Here is a 25,505-nt window from a genome sequence, read left to right on the forward strand (position 1 = left end):
TTCTGTTCCTGTGGATTTAACCGCAAAGCACAGCGGCACGGGCTGGATCGACGGAGATCAGCCCGGCAAGTAACTGGTCCATTACCGGCGTAAGACGGCCCTTATCAGCTTCACTGCGGCCGGCTTTCAGCCGCAGGAGTTTCAGATGGCGGGCCTGAACCTCAAACAACAGCTCTGGCTCCCAGTTCATAAGGGTGAGCTCACGGGCGCGCTCACCCAGTTCAGCGCACAGGTACACGGCCAGGTCATTTTTACCGTACTGCTCAGCAATACGCCCCATCAGCAGGCGCAACAGCCACTTCTGACGATCGGTGGTCATGCCCGGCCGGGTCTGTAACCAGACCAGCGCAGCATCCGGGCCTTCACTGTCGGCCAGCGCCACAGCTTCCGGCTCCAGCGCCAGAATGTCATCGTTACCAGCAGTGACTGGAGCGGATGGGGTGTCGTTGCCCCAACCGCCGACCGTATCCAACACATCCTGCTGGATCCAGTTCAGGGTCACTTCATCCGCAAACGGTGTACCGTCGCTGAATGCCAGCGTCTCAAGCCCGGACAGGCGCGATAACAGCCCTTTCAGATCAGCCGCGATAATACCGGCCAGCGTCTCCTGGCCGGATTTCGTCAGCGCCTGATGGATATACCACTGCAAATCCAGCCACAGGTGATTGGCACCGCGGGAAAACGTACTGTCGGCCGTTTCCAGCATTTCAGCCCAGTTCTGTTGCAGGTAGAGGCGTTTGAGTAACGCGCGCTGATCCGCCCTTGGCGGCTCGATGCGTGTACGCCCCTGCGCATCCGGGGCCGGGATGGCCCGCAGGGTGTCGTGCCGCAGGCTCTTCATCAGATGGTGTGCAGACAGCCAGCCGTCCGGCTGCTCCCGCAGATATTCGGTAAGAGTGCGGGCCTGGGCCAGCAAATCCTGACCGGAGGTGATCCGCCCGATGGCCGGGGCATCGCTGTGACTGGCAGCCGAAGGGGTTTCGCTGGTACTGGCATTCTGCGGTACCACCGCATCCACGCCTCCCGCTTTCTGCAGACGACTTTCCAGCGCGCTATAAAGCGCATTGAGTTCGGGACGGGTTTCATCCGGCTCATTCTCAATAAGCTGTGATATCAGCAGCAGCGCACCAGTGGTTCGCATCGCATCGATCCTGACCACTTCCGGGTACAGGGAAAGCGAGTCGGTCATACGCGACCCTGCCAGCCATTCCAGTGCCGCCTTACGGCTACGGTCACGTTGTGGGTGCAACTGTGTACCAAAGCGCTTGAGCAGTCCGGCCAGAAGTTCGAGTCCTTCTGCCAGCCCCTGCTCACCTTCACGGTGCAGCTTCGCCCAGCAGTACCAGGTGGCCACACGGATATCTTTCGCAGTGGTGGTTAAAATCTTTTCTGCATGCTGGCAGATAAGTTCTGTGTTTGCGCCAGAGAGCTTATTAATTTCCTCGCGAATTTGCTGGAAATCATCGTCATAGCCAGGATCCTCACCAACGGACGATGAACCGGGCAGCGGCTGCAGCCAGCTATCCCACTGCGCCACGCGTTCATGGGTGGCAGCAATCAAAGGTGCCTGCTCTGCCTGGCAGGCACTAAGTAAGGCATTGAGCGTGCTCATCAATATACGTCCTCTGTATCATTGCCTGCACTGGCAACCTGGTCTGGTGATGTTGCACCGGAGGTGATGAAGATGGTTTCCGGCAGACGGAAATTGCGCAGTTTCAGCAGCGCCAGTGGTCCCTCGCCCGCTTCGGTACGCAGGGTGTAATTGAGCGTGCGCCCGTCCTGTGCTTTCCAGTTCAGACTGTAACTGCTGTCAACGCCCGGATAAGCACTGGCCACAGCTTTATCGAGCAGACGTATCCAGCCCCAGGCACCAGGGATATCGGCGTACTGACGGGTTCCTGCCTGAGTGCTAATCCAGCTCAGGTTCGCGCCCGGTGCTTCGGTATCCGCAGGCCAGGTGAAGCGCTTCCAGACGGGCATCTGGTTCACGTAGGTCAGTTTCTGACTGTCGATAATTATGTCGGTCTGCATCACACCATCTGCGGTGCCCGGACGCAGCTCGAAGTTCATGCCAGCATTGCCCTCGGTGAAGGCAACATCCGAGATATGACTCAGGGTGTTAATAGCATTGAGAAACACCGGGTTAAAGGTCAGCCCCTGCGAGTTAATGCTGTCCGGTACCCAATGATTACCTTCTTTGTGCAACACGCCCTTGAGACGGGTCTGCAGGAACTGCGCGATACGTCCGGAATCGGCATTGAGGTATTTGGCCAGCAGCGGCAGGGAGACATCACTGCTGGAATTGTTAAACGGATAACGGCCACCAAAGGCACTGTTCCACTCAGCCACCACTGCCTGCTGCCACTGGGCATTGAGGCTTTCCGCCGCCGGGGTCAGTACCTGCTGCCAGGCCTGCTCCATCGGCTGAACAAACACCGTCCGTCCAAAGCCGCTCCACTCCTGACCCAGACCGGCGGCAATCAGGCTTCCGTAGTCGCGGGTTTCGGTGAGGTCCACGGCTTTACCCTGGAATACGGTCTGGGCAATAGTCTGGGTCATCGCCTGCGGGTCAGCAGCATTGGTTACCTGTTGCAGGCGCAGACGCACCTGTGTCACACGGGTCAGATAGGACTGCAGACTCAGCGCCTGCGCACCAGTATTGCTTTTGTCCATCAGCGCCAGTACCGGACCAAAGGTTGCATCCAGCGGACCGTGAACGCCGGTACTCTGGTCAATAGCATCCTGGTTATCACCACCGAGCAGATTCTTTGCTGATTTAACCAGGGAATCCGAAATGGCTTCGCCAGTCTGTCCGGTACGCCCCTGCACATTCAGGGTGTTCATCAGCGCCACCAGAGGTGACTGGCGCACGTCGGCCATCAGGGTTAACTGGTCAATGGAATCCGACAACGTAGCCGCCTGGTTCCAGCGCAGGCTGTTGAGGAATTCAAGCCATGCGCCGCCAAAGTCGGCAAAGTAACGTTCCGTCAGGCGCTTTTCCAGAGCTTCCGGAGAAGTTTCGTCCAGTTTATTCACCTGACGTTTACCGTCAGTGAGAACCCAGTCAAGCTCGTTCCGGCGCGCCTTCACCACCTTTTCGATGGCGGGCTGAACGGCCTGCTCCCAGGCCTGGCGGGTAAACATCCCCGGAACAATTTCCGTGGTGCTGAAAAGCCTTGATGTATCAGTATCCCCGGTCATGTCTTCAAGTCGCATATCGACATACAGGTGCGCCACCTGAGAGAGCATCTTCTGGTACAGGATCGATTCGCTGTTGCGTACGCCCATCAGACGAACCAGCAGGGAACGCACCTGGCTGACCAGGTTTTCATCAGCTCGCAGTTTCCATTCAGGGTGCGCAGCCAGTTGCGCACCATAAAACGATAGCAGAGAAGGAGCCATCCCCTGCCAGACGCTGTCTTTGATGCCATCACGCGTCGGCCAGTCGCTCAGCAATGCAGAGCTGAACCAGGCCGCGTCCATATGTTCCGGACGCGCCAACATCAGGTAGAGCTTGAGCTGCTCCCAGGTGTTTTTTGCTTTCTGCTCACGCAGCGGGCTCTCCGGCGGCAGTGCATTAAAGGCACTGATCTGCTTCTGCAGATGGTCTGCGGCTGCATTCCGCAACAGCGGCAGTGCGCTGTCCTGGTAACGAGGCCAGAGTGCGGCCAGCAGCGCGTCATTCTGACTCAGCCCGGCCTTTTCGTACCACGGAACACCATGTTCAGAACGGTACTGCAGGCGGGCCAGTGTTTTCTGAAGTTCAGACAGCGCATGAAGGCGCTGCTCCAGCGGCTGATTCTGTCGGGCGGCAAGCGAAGCCTGGGCATTTGCGCCTGCAATCTGGCTGCGGTTGGTGACATACGCGATGCCCATCCACGTAGCCCAGCCTACCATCGCCAGAGCAGCAACTGACGCAAATACTTTACGCCATGGAATGCCCGGCTTGCGTGGACGCAATCCGGCAGGAAGCGCGCGGACAGTCTCAGGCAAAACATCCCAGCGCTTATCCATGCCCCAGTGGTGCGTCACGGCACGTTCGGCACCGGCAGAGGGCTGACTGAACACCACACCAGCCAGCGGCAGCGGGCGGTACGGGTTGAGCATTACCGACAGCGGTGCGGTCAGGCTCTGTGGCTCACGAATGAGCTGATCGGCAAGCGTCAGCAGGAAGTTATGTTTCACTTCACCGCAGGTCTGCTGCAGGCCCAGTGAGGTCAGATCTGGCGTCATGGCGGAGAGTTGTTCTGCCAGTCCTTCGGTGCGACAACCGGCAGGTAACAGGCAGCCGGTCGCCTGTACAATCCGTCCTTCCGGCTTACCAGCTCGCGGGTGCAGGGACCAGACATACATCGGGAGCGTCCAGCCAAGCGCTTCCATACGTGCACTGATGGCGTGAGACAGGGAATCCATGGTGCTTTCAGACGGTACCGGCAGAGGCGGCTCCAGCCCTGGTGCTGAGAGCTGGTCAAAGGCCGAGGTGACCCACACCAGCCCATCTACCGGGCGACGACGCAGTTTACGCAGCGCGGTCAGCCAGGCACTATCGGCTGGGTTATTAAGGTCACCGCCCCACAGCAACAATGTGCCGCGGTCTTCCTGCCAGAGGTGGGCTGTAAGACCAGGGGTCAGCAGTTCTACCTCAGAGACGGTGCCAGTGATCAGCAGGATGCGTGTTTTACGGGCCCAGCGACGACCGTAGAGGTTACGCATGGCGTCACGGATTGTATCAACGGTGACATTGCGTGGTGCTGTCTGCTTGACACGACCTTCATCGGCCGGCAGGACACTTTTACGCTTCCCCTGCAAACGCGACCACTGTTGTTTAATCGCGAGACTCATGATTTTGCCATGGCGGACAAGCAAAAGAAGGATTATAGCTGCCACAGATCCCAGCAACTTTAGTCCATTGCTTGTCAGTCCGAACGCATCACCCTTTTTCCAGATGACCAATCCTATCGCAACAGCAATTAGTGTGGTAATGCTGAGGCGCCCCCAGTTACCACGCCACACTGAACTATCCTTCGCCATTCATCAGATTCCCTGTAGTTACGGTATTTACAAATCGCTGCCCTTTGTCACCCGAAAGCATCAGGCAATCTTCTTTTGTGAGCAGAGCTATATCACTGACGACGGCGGCCATAATCCACGGTGAGAAGGGACCACTGAGTCCGGCATATTTTTCCAGCCAGTGGCACTGCTGAGGTTTCCAGCTGCCTTCATATTGTTTTGCACTGGTCAGAAGAGCGGAAAAATCATCGCCCCACTCCATGCTGTCACCCACAATTGCACGCGCAGCAATAGCCTGTGACTGGGTCGAGAAAAAGGTATCGAGCTCTTTACTCAGTATTTGGGTTGATTCAATCGACATAGGCCGAAGCAGGCGAGCGTGATGGTTTAGCTGATACTTTGTTGCTACATCATCAGAGGTCAACATTAAAGCCGAGAGCGAATCACTGTACTCATTACCTCCCTGAGTCTGGTGAACCAACAAAAGCTCAACATCTAGAATCGGGGCTTTAAGGCGTTCGCCCACCCAATCGAAGGCCCGGCCTTTAAGAATCGTCAGTAACGGTACGGGATAGGCCATTCCAACTAACTGGAGCCAGCATGCTGTAAATTTTCTCTGCAATGTCTCATCAGGATCGTGTGAATCAGTCAGTAAGGTTGCGTGGAAAGGGAGGTCTGATAAGCGCTGTAACTCTGATATGTCCAGTCCCCCAATCAATGCTGAAAAAGTATCTTCGCCAGCAGGTAACGTTATTCTCCGAGAAAGAGAGCTACTCTGCTCGAGATCTTTGGGGGCCAGCAGAAATGTAGATAGTGTCAATTGATCAGGCAGAATAACCCGGCTATACAGAACCGCCAGATAACGCCCGGCCCAAGAAATCCATTGCTGCTGTGCATAATCTGCTTCATCAGATTCAAACTGGTGACGATCCATTGCGTGGTTATACATCCAGCCGCGAATACAAATCGTCACGAACCAGATAAAAAGAGGGCTTCCGGCAACAATCCAGAGGTTAAATTTTTGCAATTCACCCAGAAACTGATTGGCGTGGAGTACAAAGAGCAACACTCCAGCAATAACAGCAACAAGGCCTGCAATCAGCCAGATGACCAGTGAAGGCTCATCTGGTTCTGCAGCAATTGTGGCTTTCTGACGCTCCCAGCTCATAACTTATCCTACTGAACAATCCGGCGCACTGGAGATAACATGGCAGCCACATTCACATTCGCAGCCATCCACAACAACAAGTTTCCCATCAGAGCTCCATTCCGGTGATCCTTCGATAATGGCATTGACACCATGCCCCTCGACAGGGCAAAAAATTTCATCGCCGACAAGAGCCACTTTATTTCCGTTCACAGTCATGGTCGAAGATGCAGATATAACCTCACCGCCGTGAGTAGTTTTATCTCCTAGCAATACAAATCCTTTGGACATATCACACCTAACAAATTAGTTTGTATGTTTTAATTGAGCCGACGGAACTGAATCCATCCTTTTTTGATTTGTGGAACAACATCATCATTGAGGAATGCAGAACAAATACCGAGCTCACCGACAGCGAAAACTGTAGCAGGATACCCAACCAATATACCTTTCCTGCCTGATGGGTCTGGCTCCTCAACATCAGGAAGCCCCGTCTCTGCGTAATTATTAGCTTTTAAATATTGATTACAATCAATACTAAACCCTTTATCATTGACTTCTTCTATCGGTGCCTTCTCTCCACTATCAAGGCGAACAACTTTACCATTAAATTTATCACCAACAGAAATTCGTTCTTTTGAATCTTCTTTTAAAAAACGAATAGTGTTTGCTGAAACAATCATTTCGCCCCCTGAAAACTTAGCACCCGCCCAACCAACAACATTTAAATCGGCATCACTACTTTCATGATAAAAGAATATAGTAGGTACATTATCTTTTATTTGAATGTATATCTCATCAGTGGCGGCAAGTTCAGAGGTGGGGCTTAAAATGTATTCACCAGCATCTTTTCTTGGATTGTTAGCCAATACCACATATTCTTTTAACACTCCCTTATCTTTATAAACCCAATAGCCATAATACAAACCATCTTTTATTTTGATGCCATTACCGAATGCAATGGCAGGTAAAAACAAAACAATGAAGGACATTAACTTAAACATAACGCTATTTCAATATAGAATGATCTGTGCGTACTATCCAGATAGATAATTTAGCTAATTCTCTTGAAAAGCATCCAACCTTTTAACACCTCAACTTTATTATTCTTATTTAAAATGGAGTTACACAAGCCATCATTACTCAATAAAACACGACTACTATAGTCTTCCATTGGATTATTTTTTTTCGCTTTACTTCCGTGCTCTTCGTTTGATTTAAAATATTCAGAACAGTCGATCTTGAAAACATCATTTTTTAAAATTTCTATAGGAGCAATTTCAGATGTATTTTTAGCCTTCTTATTTCCAAGAAATTCAACACCCACCTTATATTTTATGTAGCGGTCACTATCACCATCTGTATTATCATAAAAATTCTTTGTCGTTGGAGTATCAATTAATATTGCTTTATCATTCAATTGGAAGTTTGCCCACCCAATAGTTGGCCCACCTTCAATTTCTTCATGCTTGAAGAAAAAAGCACCGGAGCCCTTATTGATTACAATATATACCTCATCGTTAGACTGGTCATCAATTTTATTTTTTAAATAATAAACCCCGTCAACCTCATCAACCCCTCCAACAACGCCAGCTATAGTTTTATAATTGTCATTAGGTCCATATGCCCATTCGAGATGGTATAATCCAGGTTCTAAAGAAAAAACACTTGCATTTAAAAAAAAAGGAAAAAGAAACAGAAAAATTACTAAAAACATTTTCATTGTACAATCTCCACATGGAACGCCGGCTCACCGCTATGCAAAAAAGGGCTAATGTATTTAAAGCCATCATTATTAGCAGCATATTCCGTAAGAGCTTTATCAAAGGCTAATAACACACTTCGTTTACTTGATAGGTTTTTACTAATATCAAACACATTTCTCTCTGCATACATTTCCTCTGAAACACAGTGACGTGATACTAATCGCCCCTCACTTTGAAGTTGAATTACTTTTTCTGTCATGGCTGCTTTAACTGCAGCTGTTTTGCTACGATCATTCCCACCGGCATCTATGGCCGCTTTAATGACTTCTCTGCCAGCTTTTGCATAATATGCTAACTGTGAATCTATCCCCTTGCTTTGCATATTACCGTACATAGCATTCACTTGTTTTTCAACAGAACGTAACGTACTAGTTATCGTAATTTTATGCACCCCTGACGATTTCATTATTCCTTTTATAATCTCAAGAGAATAATTGGTTACCAGATTCTTCAGGTTGAGAGGGATATCTTTAGAAAAATACACCACCGGCTCAAAATTTTTATCAACAGAAACATTTTTAGTTTTCCCCTCGGAAGTAGTCTGATGCTTCTCTGGTTCATTTTTACTTCTACCAGCAACAGACTTATCCGTCGTCGTAGTTTTAATATGTATTACATTGCTTTTCTTTTCTGAGTCCGCAGATTTACTTCCTTTAGGTAACACAATATGACTTCTTGAATACTCTATGGCTGCTTTAGTATTAGCATTTTCAACCCCAACGCTTTTGAGAATCTCTTTCTTGGTCTGCTCAGAAACATAGCGGCTAACATATCCATGATTTTGATTACTATCAGGTATTTTTAATTTCGCACCAATACGCAACATATTTACGTTATGGATCTTATTAATTCTTGCCAATTTCTCTACCGATACACTATATTTCTTCGCTATTGCTGATAAGGTGTCACCTTTCTTAACGGTATAAGTTAGAGTCTTATGTTTTTCATTGGTATTTTTTTCAACAGTTGCTTTAGCTAATTCTTTGTAATTATCAGCAAGAATAGTAAACACAATTTCTGAACCTGCGATAGCATTGACTGATTCAGTCATCCCGTTTGCATCAGTCACGCCTTTGATAAAAACTAGAGTTTTCTCATAGTCTGACACTAAATTTGGGCATGTTAAACTTGGAAATGGAGAGATTGCAGCAATATAATTTTTGTTTTTGAATGCTGTATTATTTCCCGTAGATAGTTTAAATTTAGTATTAACTTCAGTGTTTTTTAGTAACCCTTCCACAACTGATAAATGCTTATTTATATAAAGCGCCCACTTCTTTCCATCTGCACTTTTCTTACGTGTACCAGCGAGATACTTTCCTAAACTATAGGCACCATCATGGTGCAACAAATAAAGCCATTCCCAGTATTCACTTTGATCTGATGTGTAACTTTCCATCACCTTTGATTTGTTAAGTAAAAAAGAATAAATAACCGCATAGCATCCTTTTTCAGCGTCAAAAACTTCTTCATTACGAAGATCTAGCTGAAAACCAAGAATGTCTTCAGATTGTGTCAATGCATCTTCGATAAAACCAACCGTTCCTTGTGCTAAACCAGCTGCACTAGTAGTCGCCGCTGCCGCATCGGGGTTAAATCCAGATTCAACCTTAGTGGTTAATAATATATATGATATCTCTTTATAACTTAATCCATAGCGGACAGCTATGATAATTATCATATCTATAATAGCATTCTGGACATCTTTATCAGCATCTCCTGTTGTACGACTGTTACCTCTTAGCTTTCGGGATGTATCTATATCCGGATAGAGTGAGATTAAAGAAAATGGTTTAATCTGGTCATCGAAATATGCCTTTCCCTTTTTAGCATTTAAATACTCATATAAATTAGACATACTATACCTCAGCGGTTGCTAATAAAGTCTATGTTTGTATTTTCGTAGGGGTTTTTCATTTCTCGAGATCTAAGCTCAGAAAGTTTGTTGCCTGTAATAAAGTTCCCTGAAAGATCAATAAATGGGGCATCAATATAGGACAACAATGAACCCTTTACGCTCTCCTCTTCATCCAGCCCAAGATGGTATCCGATCACAATATTTTCATTGTCATAGCATTTCATTGTGGAGGGAGCCCAATCACCAGGCTTAACTACATTATTGAAGGAATAACCCTGTTTTTCCAGGAGAGCTTTTTGGCTGTTCGGGATGTATGGCAAAGAAAACTCTTTATTATTCGTGCCGTTCTTTATTTCCAAATGGTAATTTTTGCATATATTCTCCGTTGGGCTTTTTTGATTCAGCTGGCATTCAGCACTTACCTTTACCAAAGCTGAGCCACATTGCATTTGTGCTGATTTAGCATTCCATGTGCCACTTGCAAATGAAAAAAATGGAACAAGCAACATGCATAACAAAAATTTAAACTTAAAAGTAATATTACGCACTTTTATTTTCCTCACAATCACTTCATTGGCAACCATCGTCCTGGAACGACATATCTGAGAATGATGAACTATGTACTCTGTCCACAATATTTTCACTATCGTACCAATAATCACTTTGAATCATTTCAAGCTCAAAAGTCTCATTCGGGTTCGATGAGTAAACTGGAACTGTTTCACCGTTCTCGTCTGTTCTACCAAATAATTTCTGCCCATTACTCGATGTCAACACGTATGCCACAGCGGCAACTGGAACTCCTGCATCAGACGATGCAGTAAATTTCCCACTATATCCAGATGGAAACTGGGGCATAACACTACTCATGCTTACACTACCCATTTTCTGCGCATTGGCACATTTCCACAGGATATTACCTTCACAGCCCAGAATAATATTCTTACCCTGCAACTGGATGAACGACCCATCCAGGTTTTTCAGCACAACATCTTTCGCCGCTGTGATTTCGACCCTCCCTTCCGTACTGGTCACGGTGACATCTTTTTTGGCAATTGCATCCAGTGCGTCATCCTGAGCCTGAATTTCTACTTTTCCCTTAGCCGCAAAGAGTTTCATTCCGGCCTTACGGGCCAGCATACTCACGGCTTCACCTGCTGCTACGGTAAATCGTTTAAGTGCGCTAATGTCTGTATTCTGTTGCGACATGATCCCAACGCTGGCACTACCCGACGCCATACGAACCGCCTGCGGGCTGGTGATGCTTACTCCTTCAGGCGCATTTAGCACCATTCCTGGCTGGGCAAGGTCTTTAAGAGCATCAGTCAACTTCACCTGGCTCTGTATATCAGCAGGAAGTGCTTGTGCCGTTTCAGCAGCATCAGACAAACTTCTGGCAATACTCAGTGCATTCTCAAGCTGGGTATGGTGTTCCTCCGATAATGGTGTTAGTGCCATGACCTTCACTAGGCAATTAATTTCGTCGCCAACAATTGCCAGTTTTGTTGCATTAACGATCATGATGGGAGAAGCAGAAATAACTTTACCACCATGTTTTGTTTATCGCCAAGTAATACAAATCCATTCGACATGAGGGGTACTATAAAAATTAAAGCATTAACTATAATCGTTGAGATGTCCATTTCAAATTTAACTTTTAAAATAAAAAACGGCTATTCAACTTTCGCCACTTTAATTTCAAGATGAATCAATCGACCATCATCATCATAAGCACGATTACAATACCCTCCCTCTGGTGAAATAATATAATTATCAGTAAAATCGAAGGCGTTTATTTTATTCTCAATTACGTACTGGTCACATTTTATCGTGAATCCATTAGCAGTGATACCAGATACAGGAATTATCTCTTTTTTAATTTGAGTGATTTTTTTACCTTTTAAATTATCTCCTACTTTTATTATTGAATGATCACTTGGCGTATGGATAACTTCCACGATTTTACTTACAAGAATGTAGTGATCTTTGGCATTATAATTCGCCTCTGCTCGGCCAACAATCCAATTGTAATCTGACTTATAATAATAAGATTTTACTTTATTGCCTTGAACGTTAAAATAAATTTCGTTTGCAGATTCTGACCTGTAAGTCAAAATATAATCACCATTACTGTTTTTTTTAGGGTTGATGACATCTTGAATATAATAAGTTCCATTTTGCAAATCATCTGCCTTTGGTTCTGCATGAGCAACACCAATAAATAGCAAAGGAAAAATACCAATAATACTTTTGATCATTGGATTATCTCCAGATGCAAAGCATGCTCACCACTAGAATTACCTGGATAAAAGAAGGTTTTTATATCGTCAGTGTTTTTTTTATGTTCGAGGACTGCCTTTATAAATTTTTTCATATTTTCATTTCCACCTATCCTAGTATAGGAAATATCCAATGTATTTATCTTTTCATACTCTTCAAGAGTAACATTATGCCTAGAGATTAATTCTCCATTTGCTTTCAGCTCTTCTGCCTTTGCAAGCATGCAATCATATGCATGACCATGATCATTAGGTTTCATTTTATTTGCATCGGCATAAGCAAGTATTATTTTATCACCGACAGGACCATATGTTTTAAGTTGTTCTTCTATCCCTTTTCCTGGTGTATGAGGATGTTCAATGGCATTCAACATAGCTCTAACTTGTGATTCCAATGGTCTAATCGTGCTCGTTATATGTATTTTGTGAACACCTGACTTTTTCATTATATCTTTCAATATTTCAATTGTCTTGGCGCTTACCACACTTTGTACTGCAGATCTATCCCATTCAATAACAAGTTCAAAATCACTCGTCACTGTGGTAGGTTTAGCAGTGCCAGTCTTATCCGTTTTATGTTTAGAAGGAGGTTGCTTTCTCTTTTTAATTAATTCTGGATTTGTTGTGGTTTTTATATGCACTGTATTAGCTTTATTAATATCAGCAGATGTACTTCCATGAGGAAGAACAATATGACTTCTTGAATATGCAATCGCTGCTTTAACATTTCCATTTTCAATCCCCAGATACTTCATAATCAAATGCTTAACATTTACAGGGACATAACGACTTATGAAATCAACTAGTGGATTATCTCTTGTATCTTCATTTTCTGATTGGGAAAGTTTTAAAACCTGTCCTATATGGAGGACATTAGCATTCTTTAATTCATTTAAATTAACTAAATTATCAACTGTTGTATTATGGGACTTTGCTATTGCAGATAGCGTATCACCTGATTTTACTTTGTATATTGTTCCTGTTTTTTTGTTGAGTAAGAATATTTTTTCTTGTATTATGCTTCATATTCTCTTTTGAATTTTGCGCATATCCTGACATTGCTAATTTTTTGTAGTTATCTTTAAGAATCGTGAATACTATTTCAGCTCCAATTAAAGCACTTATTTTCTCAGTTTTTCCCTCTTCATCAGTTTTCCCTTTAAAGAATATTAATGGTCCATTCAAAGAAGATACTATATTAGGGCGAGAATTATCATACAACTGAGAAATTGTTGCGACGTAGTCTTTATTTGTTACAGGTTCATTTACACCAGAGGATAATTTAAATGAAGTATCTACAACTGTTGTTTTTAACAACTTTTCAATCACAGGCATTCTTCCAACAATATAGTTCGCAGATTCAATTGCCTCGGACGAAATTGTATGTTCATTCTTATTATACTGCCTCAACGCGCTCATTCCATCATGGTGGAGATAATATATCCAGCACCAATAGTCATTATCAACATCTTTATAATGATCTGAAACAAGATCTTTTACCCTCAGATATGAAAACACAAGAGCATAGCATCCAGATTCCGCATCAAATATCTTTTTACCACTCATATCCAAAATGAATCCTAACCATTTAGAAGAGTTTCTGAGAGTATATTTAACAAATGCATTCGTAAACTGCCCAATACCAGCGGCACTTGTTGTGCCAGCTGCAGCATCAGGATTATAACCAGACTCAACATGCGCACATAGCAGAATATATGAAATTTCCTTGTATGTTAGCTTATATCGAACCCCTATGGTTATAAGCATATCAATAATTTTTTGCTGGCTTAATTCATCAATATCACCACTAACCCTGCTATTTCCTCTTATTATTTTCGTGTTCTCAATGTCAGGATAAAGTTTCAAAAGAGAATAATCTCTTATTTGACTATCAAAATAGGCCTTACCCTTCGAGGCATATAGCTCTGAATATAAGTCACTCATATATCAACCTGTTACTCATTTCCAAAGACAAAATTAATAGCAGTAACATCAACAAGATTGGTTTGCACTGATCGTCTTAACTCTTTAGATTTTTTTCATTAACAAAATGACCGTCAAAATCAAAGATCGGAGCCGTGACGTTGAAACTCAAGGAACCATCTATTGTTTCAGCATCATTCATGCCATCCCAATACCCAACTAAAATATACTTATCATCAATGCAATACATTTCCTGCGGGGCCCAATCGGTGGTATCAATAACATCATCAAATGTAAATTTCTGATTTTCTAATTTTTTTCGTTGTTCAATCGGCATGTACGGAAGCTTTGCAGTAAATATCTTGTCCACTTGAGATATTTTAATTGTAACACCTTTACACATACTGGAGTCTGCGTTTTCAGGATCAGTTTTGCATTCAGCTCTAACCATAACTATTGCCGAACCACATTGCATATTGACTTCTTTTGCATTCCATCTTTCATCTGCATAACAATTTAGAGACATCAACACAAGCAAAATACATATTCCATTATTCTTAAGCAAATTAGCCATTTTAGCTACCCTCGCACTCATCACACTGACAATCTCCACCATGATGTGAAGCATCTTCAATATTTAAATAATGAATCCGCTCTACAACCTGCTCGCTGTCGTACCAAAAATCACTATCAAGCATTTCTATTGAAAATCCGTCTCCTGACTGTGCTGAATTTACCGAAATTGTTTCTCCACTAGAATTAGTGCTTCCGAATATTTGTTGTCCGTTGCCCAGTGTAATCAAGTAATTCTGCAGAGCCACTGGGGTACCTGCATCAGACATGGCAGTAAATTTTCCGCTATATGCTGCGGGTAGTTGTGGCATCTTCATATTAAAACTAGCCGCCCCCATTTTCTGGACATTTGGAGCTTTTAATAGAATATTATCTGGTGCCCCAAATTCAATTTTCCCACCACTAAGTTTGATATAAGCCCCACCACAAGTTAAAACTAATTCATTTGTTGCCGCAACTGTCACATTACCTTCGACACTCGTAATATCTATACCCCCTCTAGCCAATGCAGATAATGCATCTCCTTGAGCTTGAATATCGATTTTTCCTTTTCCTGCAATTAGTTTTACCCCCTGCTCTTGAGCAAACAAACTTATCGTCTCTCCTGCAGCGACCGTAAAATTATTTCCTGCACTGATATCGGTATTACTTCCCGACACAACCCCAACGCTTTCATTTCCCGAGGCCAGCTGTACAGATTTTGGGCTAATTATTCCAATGCCATCTGGCGCGCTGGCGATAATACCTGCAGCTTTAAGTTGTTCTAGTGACTGATTCAATGTCTCATGGCTCGTGATCTCTGCCTTTTCAGCCTTAGATCTTTCAGCCGCTTGCGATAAACTTTTTGCAAGCGATAATGCGTTTTCAAGTTGAGCAATGGCAGCTTCCATATCTAGCATCTGACCATCAACGCCAGCTATGTCAGCACAAATTAAAATGCCTTTGCCTGCACGGAGCGCTCCCCAGTCATTCGTGCGTAGTTCAAAACCCTCCCCACGCAGTTCGCGGGAAGTATCCACGTTGTGGCCTAAATTGAGTTGGGTCTTTCCCCCGTACTCTGTACTGAGCTTGATATGCTCCTCGCCGCGCTTGTCCTCCATCCGCAGCTTGTTCAGGCCCGCGGTACGGATGACATTGCGCGTACTGTTGGCTTCCGTGACGTGGTCAACATGACGGGAATCGTGAAGTGCATGGGCGATATAGGGGCGATCCGGGTCGCCTTCGTGAAACGCGATGGCGACTTCCGTACCCTGTATCAGCGGGAAGTGGAAGCCGTATTTATCACCGCCGTAAGGTTTGGCGAAGCGCACCGGCATACTTTCCATGCCCTGGCGTTTGTCGTCGCGGTCCGCATCGAATTTCACCCGGTACATACCCGATGCATCCTGCCAGGCGTAGATATCGTTATCTTTGGCGCTGGTCACGCGCGCCATCAGGGTACCGCTGACCACCGGGCGTTTTTTAGGAGCCGGACGCCAGCAACGGTTTTCGTAATAAGGCATACCTTCCCACGTCACTAACAGAGCATTCTTACGACTGGCGGTATAACCTGTGCGGGTAATGATAATGCCGTTATCCGTTTCAGAGGGTAAAGTCGGCGGGATCGCCAGTTCACTGATGGTCAGCACCTGAGCCGGAGAAAGCAGGGCATCATTGCTGCTTCCGCTGATCGTTGTTTGTCCTGACAGAAAACGCTCATGCTCGAGGCGGGCCCAGAAGTTGCCGGTTTCCGCGGAAGGTGTGATTTTATCGCCACGTTCAAGATAACGCGGCAGGTAATGATAAACCTCGCCGTAAGTCACACCATCACCTTCACCACGGGTCATGTCCGCCGGTGCAGAGGTCAGGACATTCTGGGCTTCACGGTGGTTATAATCACTGGCGATGACAGAGCGCTCAACCACGTTTTGCCGGACGTTTATGCCCCATACAGCATCGGCCTTATTGTCATTCATCCCTGACGGGCTGTTCAGAGGCAGCGTTTTACCGAAGGTCCATGCACTCTGCTTGTCCGCGAAGTGCACCACTTCGGTTTGCGTGTCCGGCTGCAGGGTGAAGAAGTAGAAAATCCCCACTTCGGCCAGCAGGCGCTCTATGAAAGCGAGGTCACTTTCCTTGTACTGGTTTATCTGCTCACGCTTCGGATAGTCGGCTTTGAGGGTAAACTCATACTCCCAGCCTTTCAGGCCATGCTCCTGCAATACTTCGGTGACAACTTCCGGGACCGACTTATTGACGAAAAAGCGGTGGGTACGGAATTGTTTGCGCAACAGGGACAGGAATGGCTCAATAATAATCTGGTATGTCGCCTGGTCGCGTGAACCACTGATACGCTTAAAATGCGTCACCACACCATGTACCACTTTCTGCCCGGTCAGCCCCATCAGCGGCCCTGTCCCCATGGTCAGCGTGGCAGGCTTAGTCAGTAGTTGCGCTGAACTGATATTTTGATCGCTGCTGGTAAAGATAACCTGGTAGTAATAAAGCTCACTCATAAACTCCTTACCGCTGAAAGTTTCCACATCCAGTAAGGCTGTGCTGGACGGAATATCCAGACGATAGCGGTTCAGCCCGCCTTCAGTTAGCGCAGACAGGGTGTTCTTAAGCGTATCTGTCAGACTCATGATATTGACTCCATGGGATAACCTGCAGTCCATGACTTTATTGCCAACGGGTAAGTAACAGGTTCAATCAGGGTACTCAGCGAGTACGAAAAAGGGTGATTACGGTTCCAGCCCCGAGGGCGCAGGCGAGGATTTTCATCAGCAAAACGGTCATTTCAAAATTGTTCATGCCGTATTCGCCGTCATCAGTGATGGGGATAAAGCGCTTAACGATTGTGTAAAAATACGTATCCGGAAGAAACAGTACTCCCGCCACCACTAAAGCTAAAAAGATAAAAAGCTTCATGACGTTAAACCGGAGCACTATTCAGAAACTTTAATTGAACCATACGGCCTTGCAATTTCACGATCGGTCAACGGAAAATTGTAAACCACCCCATGATTTATCCCCACGCCGACAACAAATTTTCGTGGCTCATCATGTTTCTTTGAAATTAATATATATTCAACAATAAACCTCCCATTATCAGGGAAGTGATAAAAAGAAGGAGGAATACATAATTTTCCATCAACGATCGTAAGTTCAGGGGAAAAATTAAAGTCCTTTTCCTTCGAGGGAGTTCCGCGCGGATTTATTCCTATGTCAGCAGGTTGATAATCCTGAGCATCTGTAATGTTAAAACATACGTTTTTTCCCTGTTTACTAACAGAAGTGGTTTCATGGGGGATAAACCTATCTCCCGGGCCTGGGCATCCGGTTAAAATCACCAGACACAAACCAGAAAAAACAACAGGCCAACACTTACAAAAAACAAACACTTTTACCATGGGAACCCTCGTAACGCAATTTTGTATTGTTCACGTATTACTGATTCAGTAGTATCACCATCCAGGGTAATAGTTGGATATTTACTGCCCCATAATCGATGCCATATCTTATATCCCTGCGTTTGCAACGTAAAATTATCTGCAATAATCTGCGCCTGCTGCTCCATCGAATATTCACTTAAGAGACGACCATCAAGTATATAGTGATAGCTCACCATCCAGCTAACCAATCCTCTGAAGATTACATTCATCCCTTTTTCACGTTGCCAAACATGCCCCATTTCATGGATGAACATATGTTGAAGATCGTCTGTCGTCTGGGAAAAATCATCGCAGTATTGATCGCGAAAATAGATCTCCCCGTCCGGTGTCATCGCCGTATTCTTATCCTGTAAATTGAAAGGGAGGTAACTTTCCCTGTGGATCCATACTTTCGAATAATCAATAGTGGATAAAAAAACTGAGTGTGCCAGCTGTATCTCACCCGTCGTAAGTAGTCTGAGACCACCTTCTTTAATTCTTGACGGATCCTGAGTTTCTTCAGTCATGTTTACACTCCAGCCCAATCCCCTCTTCATCACTCCAGCCGAGCGTCAGGGTATGTGGTTTCTGTTTCGCGGCCATGTGGGTCAGCAGTTGCTGACTCAGCACCGGCAGAATCTGCTGATTCAGCAGGCTGTCAACGTTGCGCGCGCCGGTATCCGGCAGCAGACAGGCAGCGGTCAGCGCGTCATACAGGCTCTCATCAATGTGCGTGGTCAGGCCGTAGTGGCGATGCAGGCGTTTACTGACCTGCGCCAGCTTCATTTCCACGATGGTGCGCATGGCTGCCTGCGCCAGCGGACGGTAAATCACCGTCTGGAAGCGCGCCAGCAGCGCAGGCTGGAAGTGGTTACGTAAAACCGGGCGCAGCAGTTCGTGCAGGTCGCCTTCGGTGGCGTCCGGATTTTCATCCAGCATCTGCATGATAAGGTCGCTGCCGAGGTTCGAGGTCATCAGGATCACGGTGTTACGGAAGTCGATTTCTCGGCCTTCACCATCGCGCATAAAGCCGCGATCGAATACCTGGTAGAACAGGTTCATGACATCACGGTGCGCCTTTTCTACTTCATCGAGCAGCACCACGCTGTACGGGCGCTTGCGTACCGCTTCGGTGAGAATGCCGCCCTGACCGTAACCCACGTAGCCCGGCGGCGAGCCTTTGAGCTGCGACACCGTGTGCGGCTCCTGATACTCGGACAGGTTGATGGTGATGAGGGATTTCTCACCGCCGTACAGCACATCCGCCAGCGCCAGCGCAGTTTCAGTCTTACCGACGCCACTCGGGCCAACCAGCAGGAACACGCCCTGCGGACCGTTCTCGGACGTCAGCCCGGTTTTCGCCGCACGCAGGCGCCGGGCGATGGCGGTCAGCGCCACATCCTGCCCAACCACACGCTTACCAATTTCATTTTCCAGGGTCAACAGTTCGGTCTGTTCATCTTTCATCAGCGAGGAGAGTGGCACGCCTGTCCAGTCGGCAATCACGGTGGCAACGGTGCGTACGTCCACATCAACGGAGAGCAGCGGGTTGTTGTGCTGCATCCCATTAAGCTCCTGTTGCAGCGCGTGCGTCTCACTTTGACGGGAGATGTCCTGGCGGCTTTTCAGCAGTTGTTCGGTGAGTTTCAGTTCCTGTCCGTACTGGGTTTCCAGTTCATCGAGTTGAACGATAAGGTCGTTCTCTTCCTGCTCAATGGTAGTGAGGCGTTCACCGTGGCTCTGATTGCCGACGGCGATATCTTCCAGCAGCGCCTGCTTCTCCATTTCCAGAGAGGTAATCTGCGAGCGAATGCAGGTCAGCTGTTGCGGCACAGTGTCGAGGCTCATGCGAACACGGGCAGCAGCGGTGTCGAGCAGGTCAACGGCCTTGTCCGGCAACTGACGACCGGTCAGGTAGCGACGGGACAGTGCAACGGCCGTACGGACGGCGTCATCGGTGATGTGCACGTTATGGTGTTCGGCATAGCGCGATTTCAGGCCGCGCAGCATCAGGCAGGCGGTGTCGTCGTCCGGCTCGTCGACCTTCACCATCTGGAAGCGGCGCTCCAGTGCAGCATCGCGCTCGAAGTACTGCTTGTATTCGGACCATGTGGTCGCGGCGATGGTGCGCAGTTCGCCACGTGCCAGCGCCGGTTTCAGCAGGTTGGCCGCATCCGCGCCACCGGCCTGGTTGCCCGCACCAATAATGGTGTGGGCTTCGTCGATAAACAGCAGGATTGGCGTCGGTGACTGTTGCACCGCATCAATGACGTTTTTCAGGCGCTGCTCAAATTCGCCCTTCACGCCCGCTCCCGCCTGCAACAGGCCGAGGTCAAGGGTGCGCAGGATCACAAGCTTGAGGGATTCCGGCACGTTACCCTCGGCAATACGCAGTGCCAGACCTTCCACCAGCGCCGTTTTGCCGACGCCTGGTTCACCCACCAGAATCGGGTTGTTCTTGCGACGCCGCGAGAGAATGTCCACCATCTGACGAATTTCAGTATCACGACCAAAGACCGGGTCGATTTTGCCTTCTCTGGCTTTGGCGGTAACATCGAGCGTGAATTTATCCAGCGCATTCTGCAGGGCCGGGGTCAGCTCCCCCTCTTTCAGTTCTGCACCCACCGGACGGCCAACAAACTCCACCTCGCCACCGTGGCTCTGCGCCAGCTCTGCTTCCTGCTGCACGTCCCGGCGTTCATCCGACTGTGCGTCGAGCAGAGGACGCAGACGCTCCAGCTGGCTCTGGCCCAGCGTCAGCAGCGGCCACAGCCCATCACAGCGAACCAGTTTCTGTTTGTCAACCAGCGCCATCAGCAGATGGATGCTGCGAATTTGTTCCTCGCCGTTAAGAGAAGCAATCAGCCAGGCTTCCTGTAGAAGAGACTGAATGGCATCAGACAGCTGCGGACGGTGTCGTACCGAGCGCGGCTGTTTATCGAGCCAGCCCAGCAAATCCTGCCAGATGGCGTCCATGTCCCACTCGTAGCGGCGGGTCAGCACCGTCAGGTCACCTTCGCCCTGCTCCAGCAGTTTCAGCAGCCAGTGTTCCGGCAGGATTTCTGCATGGGCGCGGGTCTGACACAGGGAGGCAGCCCCTTCCATCGCGCGGGCGCAGTAAGGGTTGAGACGTCGAAGGAGGATTGCCGGGTTTTCCATGTTTACTTGCTCACTGTTGAGGACCGTTCAGGCACGCTACCGCCCCTGGCCGTTACCGAGGCCCATAAGGTCTGTTTCCGGGATATGATGTTTTTGCTGAACGCCCGCAGGGGCAGACGCTCGGCAAAAAGAAAAGCGGACAGAGAAGCTCTGCCCGCTTGCGACTTACGCAGTGGCGCGCTCGTTCCAGGAATCGGAATGAATGATGTTGCCGTCTTTGTAGGTCCAGGTGATTTTTTCGTAACGCAGTTCGATCTGCTCAAGGTGGTTGTGCTTCTCGAAAGAAGGATCCTTGATGTCGTGCATCACCGGTTTCACTTTCACCACTTTCACGTTTTCCAGTTTGGTGTTGAAATATTCAACTTCCTGGCCCGCATCGTTGATTTTGTACCACTTGAATTCCGCAGACTTGAGGGTCTGACCCGTGGTCACAGCCTTGTACAGGTACGGGCTGGAGGAGTCGATTTCCTTGGTGAACAGGAACGGAGTGTGGATACGGGTACCGGTCAGCTTGCCGGTGTTGTTATCGGTCGGGATGTACAGATTATGCTGCTGTGCAACCACTTCGATGCTGCCTTCACGATCCTGAACGTCCACAGAACCTTTGATGTCCGCACCGCCGTCGTCTTTCAGCCAAAGATAAACAGGAATTGCCATCGGATTTACTCCATTAATTTTGAGAAACGTCATCATCCTGCGATGACGCTGAGGTTTTGCCGGGTATCTGACAGGCATTTGCCTGCGGTACCAGACTGATTTCGACACGGCGGTTGAGCGCTCTGCCCTCCGGGGTGTCATTGGTTGCGACCGGGCGGCTCTCGCCATAGCCCTGCACCGCAAAACAGATTTCCGGTACATCACCGGTATCACGCATCCAGTCACGTACCGCTTCGGCACGCTTAAGTGAAAGCGTCTGGTTCAGTTTTGGATTGCCGGTGTTGTCGGTGTGACCTGACACCACAATCAGCCAGCCTGGCTTCGCTTTGATACCGACCAGTGAGTTGACCAGCATTCTGGTGGACCCGGCTTTCAGCGCCGATTTGCCCGAATCGAACAGCGACATACTGTCGAGCCGAATAGTTTTCGGCCCCTGAATGATTTTCTTAATGACCGGTGGAGGCGGTGGCGGAGGGGCCCAGTCGCTGACAGCAGCCTCAACAGGCGGAACCAGGCGTAGCCCCTGATACAACCCCAGGCGATAACGCAGTGGCTCCCCGCGGCGCTGCCAGTCGTCCAGCAATGCGCCATCGGCCCGCAGGCGCTGCTGCGCCCGCAGTTTCGGTGCCACAGGCTGCCCCGTCAGTTGGTGATATAACGCAAGGTGATCGCCAACATTACGAATCAGGCGCTGGTTGTTCATCCAGGACGCCAGCATGGCCAGCGCGAGAAAAATCCCGCCCAGTAATCCGGCATAACGCCAGAACACCATTCTGCGGCTGATACCACGTCGACGTGGCAACGCCGGCAGCAGCAGCTCAGGCAGCGGTAGTGGCTCGGTGGTTACGGCGGCATCCGGTGGCAGCGTCGTCACGGAAGTGATGTGCTGTTGCCAGAGATTGCCCACGATACCGCTCACCGGCACCATGCACATGCCCTGCACGCAGGGTTTCACCACCGGCAACTCACCCTGGCGAACCGAGAGCAGGTCATTCACCGCGTTGTTTTGCCAGGCAAGTAAGCTGTCCAGCCACAGGCAATGACTCAGACGCGAAAGACGCCCCTCCGTTCCGGTTTCCCGGGTCCACTCCGTTAACGACACATTGCCCTGACCAGGCTGATACACCTGAATACCGCTTCTCTGGCTTACCGTGGTAAACCAGACGGGCTCAGCCTGGACACAGGCCGCAGGCGACGATATCCAGGTCACGGTCCACAAAGGGGGGAGTGTGCCAAATGCCGTACGGCACTGAACGACAGCCCGCTGCCAACCCCGAAGATTCTGGGTAAAATCATCACCGGAGATGTGCTGCTCAGGTACCACCGCCAGCATGACGGATATTTGCGACACCAGGGCCGGGCGAACCAGGCTCAGATGCTGTGCCAGGAGTGGCAGCTGTTCCGCATCCTTCACCCACAGATACCAGCCCTGGCGGGTTTCACGGTGACGGGAGCCAGGCCCAAACAGCGGGGCATTGTCGCCACAGACGAGGATAACTGCCCCCTGAAAATCTTCCGGCGGCAAATTTTCATCCACAATATCCCGGACAGCTGTCGCCCGTGTCTGAGAAGCCCGACGCTGACGCCAGAACATCACCCCGGAGACCAAAACAACCAGCAGACTGAGTGCCACACGGCTGCCCGTGGACAGTGGCCAGAATCCCAGGATGAGCCACAGCGTCAGTACGGCACCCAGGGCAGTTAACAGACTTCGGTACGCATCCCGCATCGCTTACCCCGGCCTGACGGTCTGGCTTACCAGTTCGGTAAGCGAAGACGAAAGGAAGAACCAGAGCGCCACCAGGGCGACAGCGGCCACAACCCAGCTCAGCCAGTACCCGCGACGGCCGCTACGCAGGCGTGATGCCCGGGCAACAATGGGAGCGTCCTGTGCCAGCGTAAAAGTCGGCACCCGTTCCGCAAGCGCGCGAACAGTATCTTCCCGACGCTCGTCATCCTGGGCACGATACTGACCCACGAACCCCAACTGCAGAGTCCGGTACATACAGGTCAGGACGGCGGCGTCAGGGGCTGTTTCTTTCAGCAGGTCTCGGATCCTTTCCCACAACTCCTCACCGGCATTGAGGGTACCAAAGAAGTGTGCCTGCAGCGGGTCACGCCGCCAGGTCAGATAACCATCATCGCTGGTACCCCGGTTCATCACACTCTCATCAAGCAGTGCACACAGGGCATACACCATATGGTCACAGCTGATATCGCTGTAACCAGCCTCCGTGAGCGCCGCTTTTGCCTCCTGCACCAGACGGCAGGCTCGACGATAGAGACCTTCCCCGTCACGGACCTCCTGTCCGCCCCGCAACTGGCTGGCCATCAGCCACCCCGGGTAGAAAATACGCTCAATTTGACTCATTTCTGATGTATTCATGTGCGCAGCACCGCAAAGAGTTCAAGTTTCACATCCCCCAGTGAGCGCGGGGTATAGAAGGTGCAGCTTCCCGCTTCCAGCATCGCCCGCGCCGCCTCACTACTCAGATCCAGCGAGAAATACTGGTTCTCAAGGCGTAACGGGATAGCGGCCGGCACATGGGTCAGCGGCTTGATAACCATCCCGCTCAGTGCCACATTCACCACATCCGAAACATCATCAAAGCTGCCCGCTTTACACAGCTGCGGGAATTTCGTCTGAAGTTCATGGTTCGGCATGGAAGAACGTACGGAAAGGTAGAAATCCGCCCCTTCGCGCAGGCGAGCATCGTGAAGGGCGCCTTTCCAGATCTGATCCTGATGCTCCAGGTGGATACTCACCACCCTCGATGGCAGGCTTGCCTCCAGCAGCTTATCGAGCAGTGTCAGTAACGGCGGGAATACCCGCTCCGGTGCATCGTGCTGGTAAGCAGGAATATTCCCGGCGTCGTGTTCCAGAGAGAAGGTCAGCAGGCTGCCGGCCAAACGAGTCAGTTCGCGATACAGCAGTTCCGGGTGACGCTCCGGTGTCTTCAGCAGTTCCGTCAGCACCGGTTCGGCGCTGTTCAGGGCATTGAGCAGCCAGAACAGGGAGACATCCGCGACCGCAAAATCTGCCATCCGTTCATTGCTCTCGCGACGCATGGCCATCAGGCGACGGCGGCGGGCCTGCAGACGAACCAGCAGGTCACCCAGCTCGGTGGCAAGCCACGGGCTGGCAGCAACTGAAAGCATCGGCGGGATAAAGGCCGGATCACGGCTCCACTGCCCCTGTGCATTTCGTACCAAACGGGCGACCGGACAGGTCAGGTATGCTGTATTTTCCTGGCTGGACAGACGCAGGGTCAGTGCATGACGCAGAATCGCGAGCTCCCCGCTTTCATGTCCGGCCAGTTCCTGAACCACCACACGCTCAGCTTTCCAGCGACGCGGGCGCTCACTGTCCTGGCCGTTATCAAGATTGCCGCCACTGTCGTTCAACAGCGGCAGCGCGACAACCACGTCTACAGCCTCACTGCCGTCTGCAACAGACAAATCACAGACCGGAGGAAGCGTATCCGCCAGGTCGGTATCCACAAGGGTACCGTCCTGAAAGCGCACCACCAGACGGTTGGCGTTCAGGCGCGAGAGCGCAAGTGCGGCATCATCAAACTCTGCCGCAACCACGCCCCAGGGATGAGAAACACCCATCCGGGCGACCATGTTGGCAACGTGCTCACTCCAGCGAACCTGCTGTTGGAACTGTTGTGGAGCGAGAACAGCCCCATCCTCCCAAAGCGGGCGGTAAATTTTCAT

21 protein-coding genes and 1 pseudogene are annotated in these 25,505 nt (G+C 49.1%); all 22 read right to left on the reverse strand.

What is annotated here, in order from left to right; all coding sequences use genetic code 11:
• Positions 1-16: 16 nt before the first annotated feature.
• The 22 genes and pseudogenes from tssA to tssK all read right to left on the reverse strand — a co-directional run bounded on the left by tssA (position 17) and on the right by tssK (position 25,505).
• Positions 17-1,612, reverse strand: coding sequence for a type VI secretion system protein TssA (gene tssA / locus ACWKXT_RS11910; protein WP_454532509.1), 1,596 nt, complete (start codon positions 1,610-1,612; stop codon positions 17-19).
• Positions 1,612-5,031, reverse strand: a complete 3,420-nt coding sequence (locus ACWKXT_RS11915) for an ImcF-related family protein (protein ID WP_454532510.1) — start codon at positions 5,029-5,031, stop codon at positions 1,612-1,614. The genes tssA and ACWKXT_RS11915 overlap by 1 nt, the downstream gene beginning before the upstream one ends.
• Positions 5,018-6,178 (reverse strand): hypothetical protein, encoded by a 1,161-nt coding sequence (locus ACWKXT_RS11920; RefSeq protein ID WP_454532511.1) that lies wholly within the window; start codon positions 6,176-6,178, stop codon positions 5,018-5,020. Before ACWKXT_RS11920 ends, ACWKXT_RS11915 begins: the two co-directional genes overlap by 14 nt.
• 3 nt (positions 6,179-6,181) lie before the next feature.
• Positions 6,182-6,448: a PAAR domain-containing protein gene (locus tag ACWKXT_RS11925; RefSeq protein WP_454532512.1), complete on the reverse strand. Its 267-nt coding sequence runs from the start codon at positions 6,446-6,448 to the stop codon at positions 6,182-6,184.
• 29 nt (positions 6,449-6,477) lie between these two features.
• Positions 6,478-7,161: a hypothetical protein gene (locus ACWKXT_RS11930; RefSeq protein ID WP_454532513.1), complete on the reverse strand. Its 684-nt coding sequence runs from the start codon at positions 7,159-7,161 to the stop codon at positions 6,478-6,480.
• 50 nt (positions 7,162-7,211) lie between these two features.
• The gene (locus ACWKXT_RS11935; protein ID WP_454532514.1) at positions 7,212-7,880 is read right to left on the reverse strand and encodes a hypothetical protein; all 669 of its coding nucleotides are present in this window, start codon (positions 7,878-7,880) and stop codon (positions 7,212-7,214) included.
• Entirely contained in the window at positions 7,877-9,781 is a 1,905-nt protein-coding gene (locus ACWKXT_RS11940; RefSeq protein WP_454532515.1) for a LysM peptidoglycan-binding domain-containing protein, read from the reverse strand. Before ACWKXT_RS11940 ends, ACWKXT_RS11935 begins: the two co-directional genes overlap by 4 nt.
• Before the next feature lie 8 nt (positions 9,782-9,789).
• Positions 9,790-10,329 carry a hypothetical protein gene (locus tag ACWKXT_RS11945; protein ID WP_454532516.1) on the reverse strand — a complete coding sequence of 180 codons (540 nt, stop codon included), beginning with the start codon at positions 10,327-10,329 and terminating at the stop codon, positions 9,790-9,792.
• A 22-nt stretch (positions 10,330-10,351) separates the two neighbouring features.
• Positions 10,352-11,206, reverse strand: a pseudogene (locus tag ACWKXT_RS11950) (DUF2345 domain-containing protein); the annotation flags it as partial.
• 248 nt (positions 11,207-11,454) lie between these two features.
• On the reverse strand, positions 11,455-12,039 hold the full coding sequence (locus ACWKXT_RS11955) for a hypothetical protein (protein ID WP_454532517.1): 585 nt from the start codon (positions 12,037-12,039) through the stop codon (positions 11,455-11,457).
• Complete coding sequence (locus ACWKXT_RS11960; RefSeq protein ID WP_454532518.1) at positions 12,036-12,815, reverse strand: hypothetical protein; 780 nt, start codon at positions 12,813-12,815, stop codon at positions 12,036-12,038. Before ACWKXT_RS11960 ends, ACWKXT_RS11955 begins: the two co-directional genes overlap by 4 nt.
• A 196-nt stretch (positions 12,816-13,011) precedes the next feature.
• A complete protein-coding gene (locus ACWKXT_RS11965) occupies positions 13,012-14,004 on the reverse strand; it encodes a hypothetical protein (protein WP_454532519.1) in 993 nt (330 codons plus the stop codon).
• A gap of 76 nt (positions 14,005-14,080) precedes the next feature.
• Entirely contained in the window at positions 14,081-14,557 is a 477-nt protein-coding gene (locus tag ACWKXT_RS11970; RefSeq protein WP_454532520.1) for a hypothetical protein, read from the reverse strand.
• A 1-nt stretch (position 14,558) separates the two neighbouring features.
• Entirely contained in the window at positions 14,559-17,180 is a 2,622-nt protein-coding gene (locus tag ACWKXT_RS11975) for a type VI secretion system Vgr family protein (protein WP_454532521.1), read from the reverse strand.
• Between the two features lie 76 nt (positions 17,181-17,256).
• A complete protein-coding gene (locus ACWKXT_RS11980) occupies positions 17,257-17,466 on the reverse strand; it encodes a hypothetical protein (protein ID WP_454529029.1) in 210 nt (69 codons plus the stop codon).
• A 17-nt stretch (positions 17,467-17,483) separates the two neighbouring features.
• Positions 17,484-17,948, reverse strand: coding sequence for a putative T6SS immunity periplasmic lipoprotein (locus ACWKXT_RS11985; protein ID WP_454532522.1), 465 nt, complete (start codon positions 17,946-17,948; stop codon positions 17,484-17,486).
• Entirely contained in the window at positions 17,942-18,496 is a 555-nt protein-coding gene (locus ACWKXT_RS11990) for a hypothetical protein (protein WP_045346472.1), read from the reverse strand. Before ACWKXT_RS11990 ends, ACWKXT_RS11985 begins: the two co-directional genes overlap by 7 nt.
• Positions 18,489-21,128 carry a type VI secretion system ATPase TssH gene (tssH, locus tag ACWKXT_RS11995; protein WP_454532523.1) on the reverse strand — a complete coding sequence of 880 codons (2,640 nt, stop codon included), beginning with the start codon at positions 21,126-21,128 and terminating at the stop codon, positions 18,489-18,491. Before tssH ends, ACWKXT_RS11990 begins: the two co-directional genes overlap by 8 nt.
• A gap of 165 nt (positions 21,129-21,293) precedes the next feature.
• Positions 21,294-21,785 carry a type VI secretion system effector Hcp gene (hcp, locus tag ACWKXT_RS12000; RefSeq protein WP_454529032.1) on the reverse strand — a complete coding sequence of 164 codons (492 nt, stop codon included), beginning with the start codon at positions 21,783-21,785 and terminating at the stop codon, positions 21,294-21,296.
• A 13-nt stretch (positions 21,786-21,798) separates the two neighbouring features.
• Positions 21,799-23,514 (reverse strand): OmpA family protein, encoded by a 1,716-nt coding sequence (locus ACWKXT_RS12005; protein WP_454532524.1) that lies wholly within the window; start codon positions 23,512-23,514, stop codon positions 21,799-21,801.
• 3 nt (positions 23,515-23,517) lie between these two features.
• Positions 23,518-24,171: a type VI secretion system protein TssL, short form gene (gene tssL, locus ACWKXT_RS12010; RefSeq protein ID WP_454532525.1), complete on the reverse strand. Its 654-nt coding sequence runs from the start codon at positions 24,169-24,171 to the stop codon at positions 23,518-23,520.
• Positions 24,168-25,505: a type VI secretion system baseplate subunit TssK gene (gene tssK / locus ACWKXT_RS12015; protein ID WP_454532526.1), complete on the reverse strand. Its 1,338-nt coding sequence runs from the start codon at positions 25,503-25,505 to the stop codon at positions 24,168-24,170. The genes tssL and tssK overlap by 4 nt, the downstream gene beginning before the upstream one ends.

It is taken from the genome of Enterobacter sp. UPMP701, assembly GCF_053709515.1.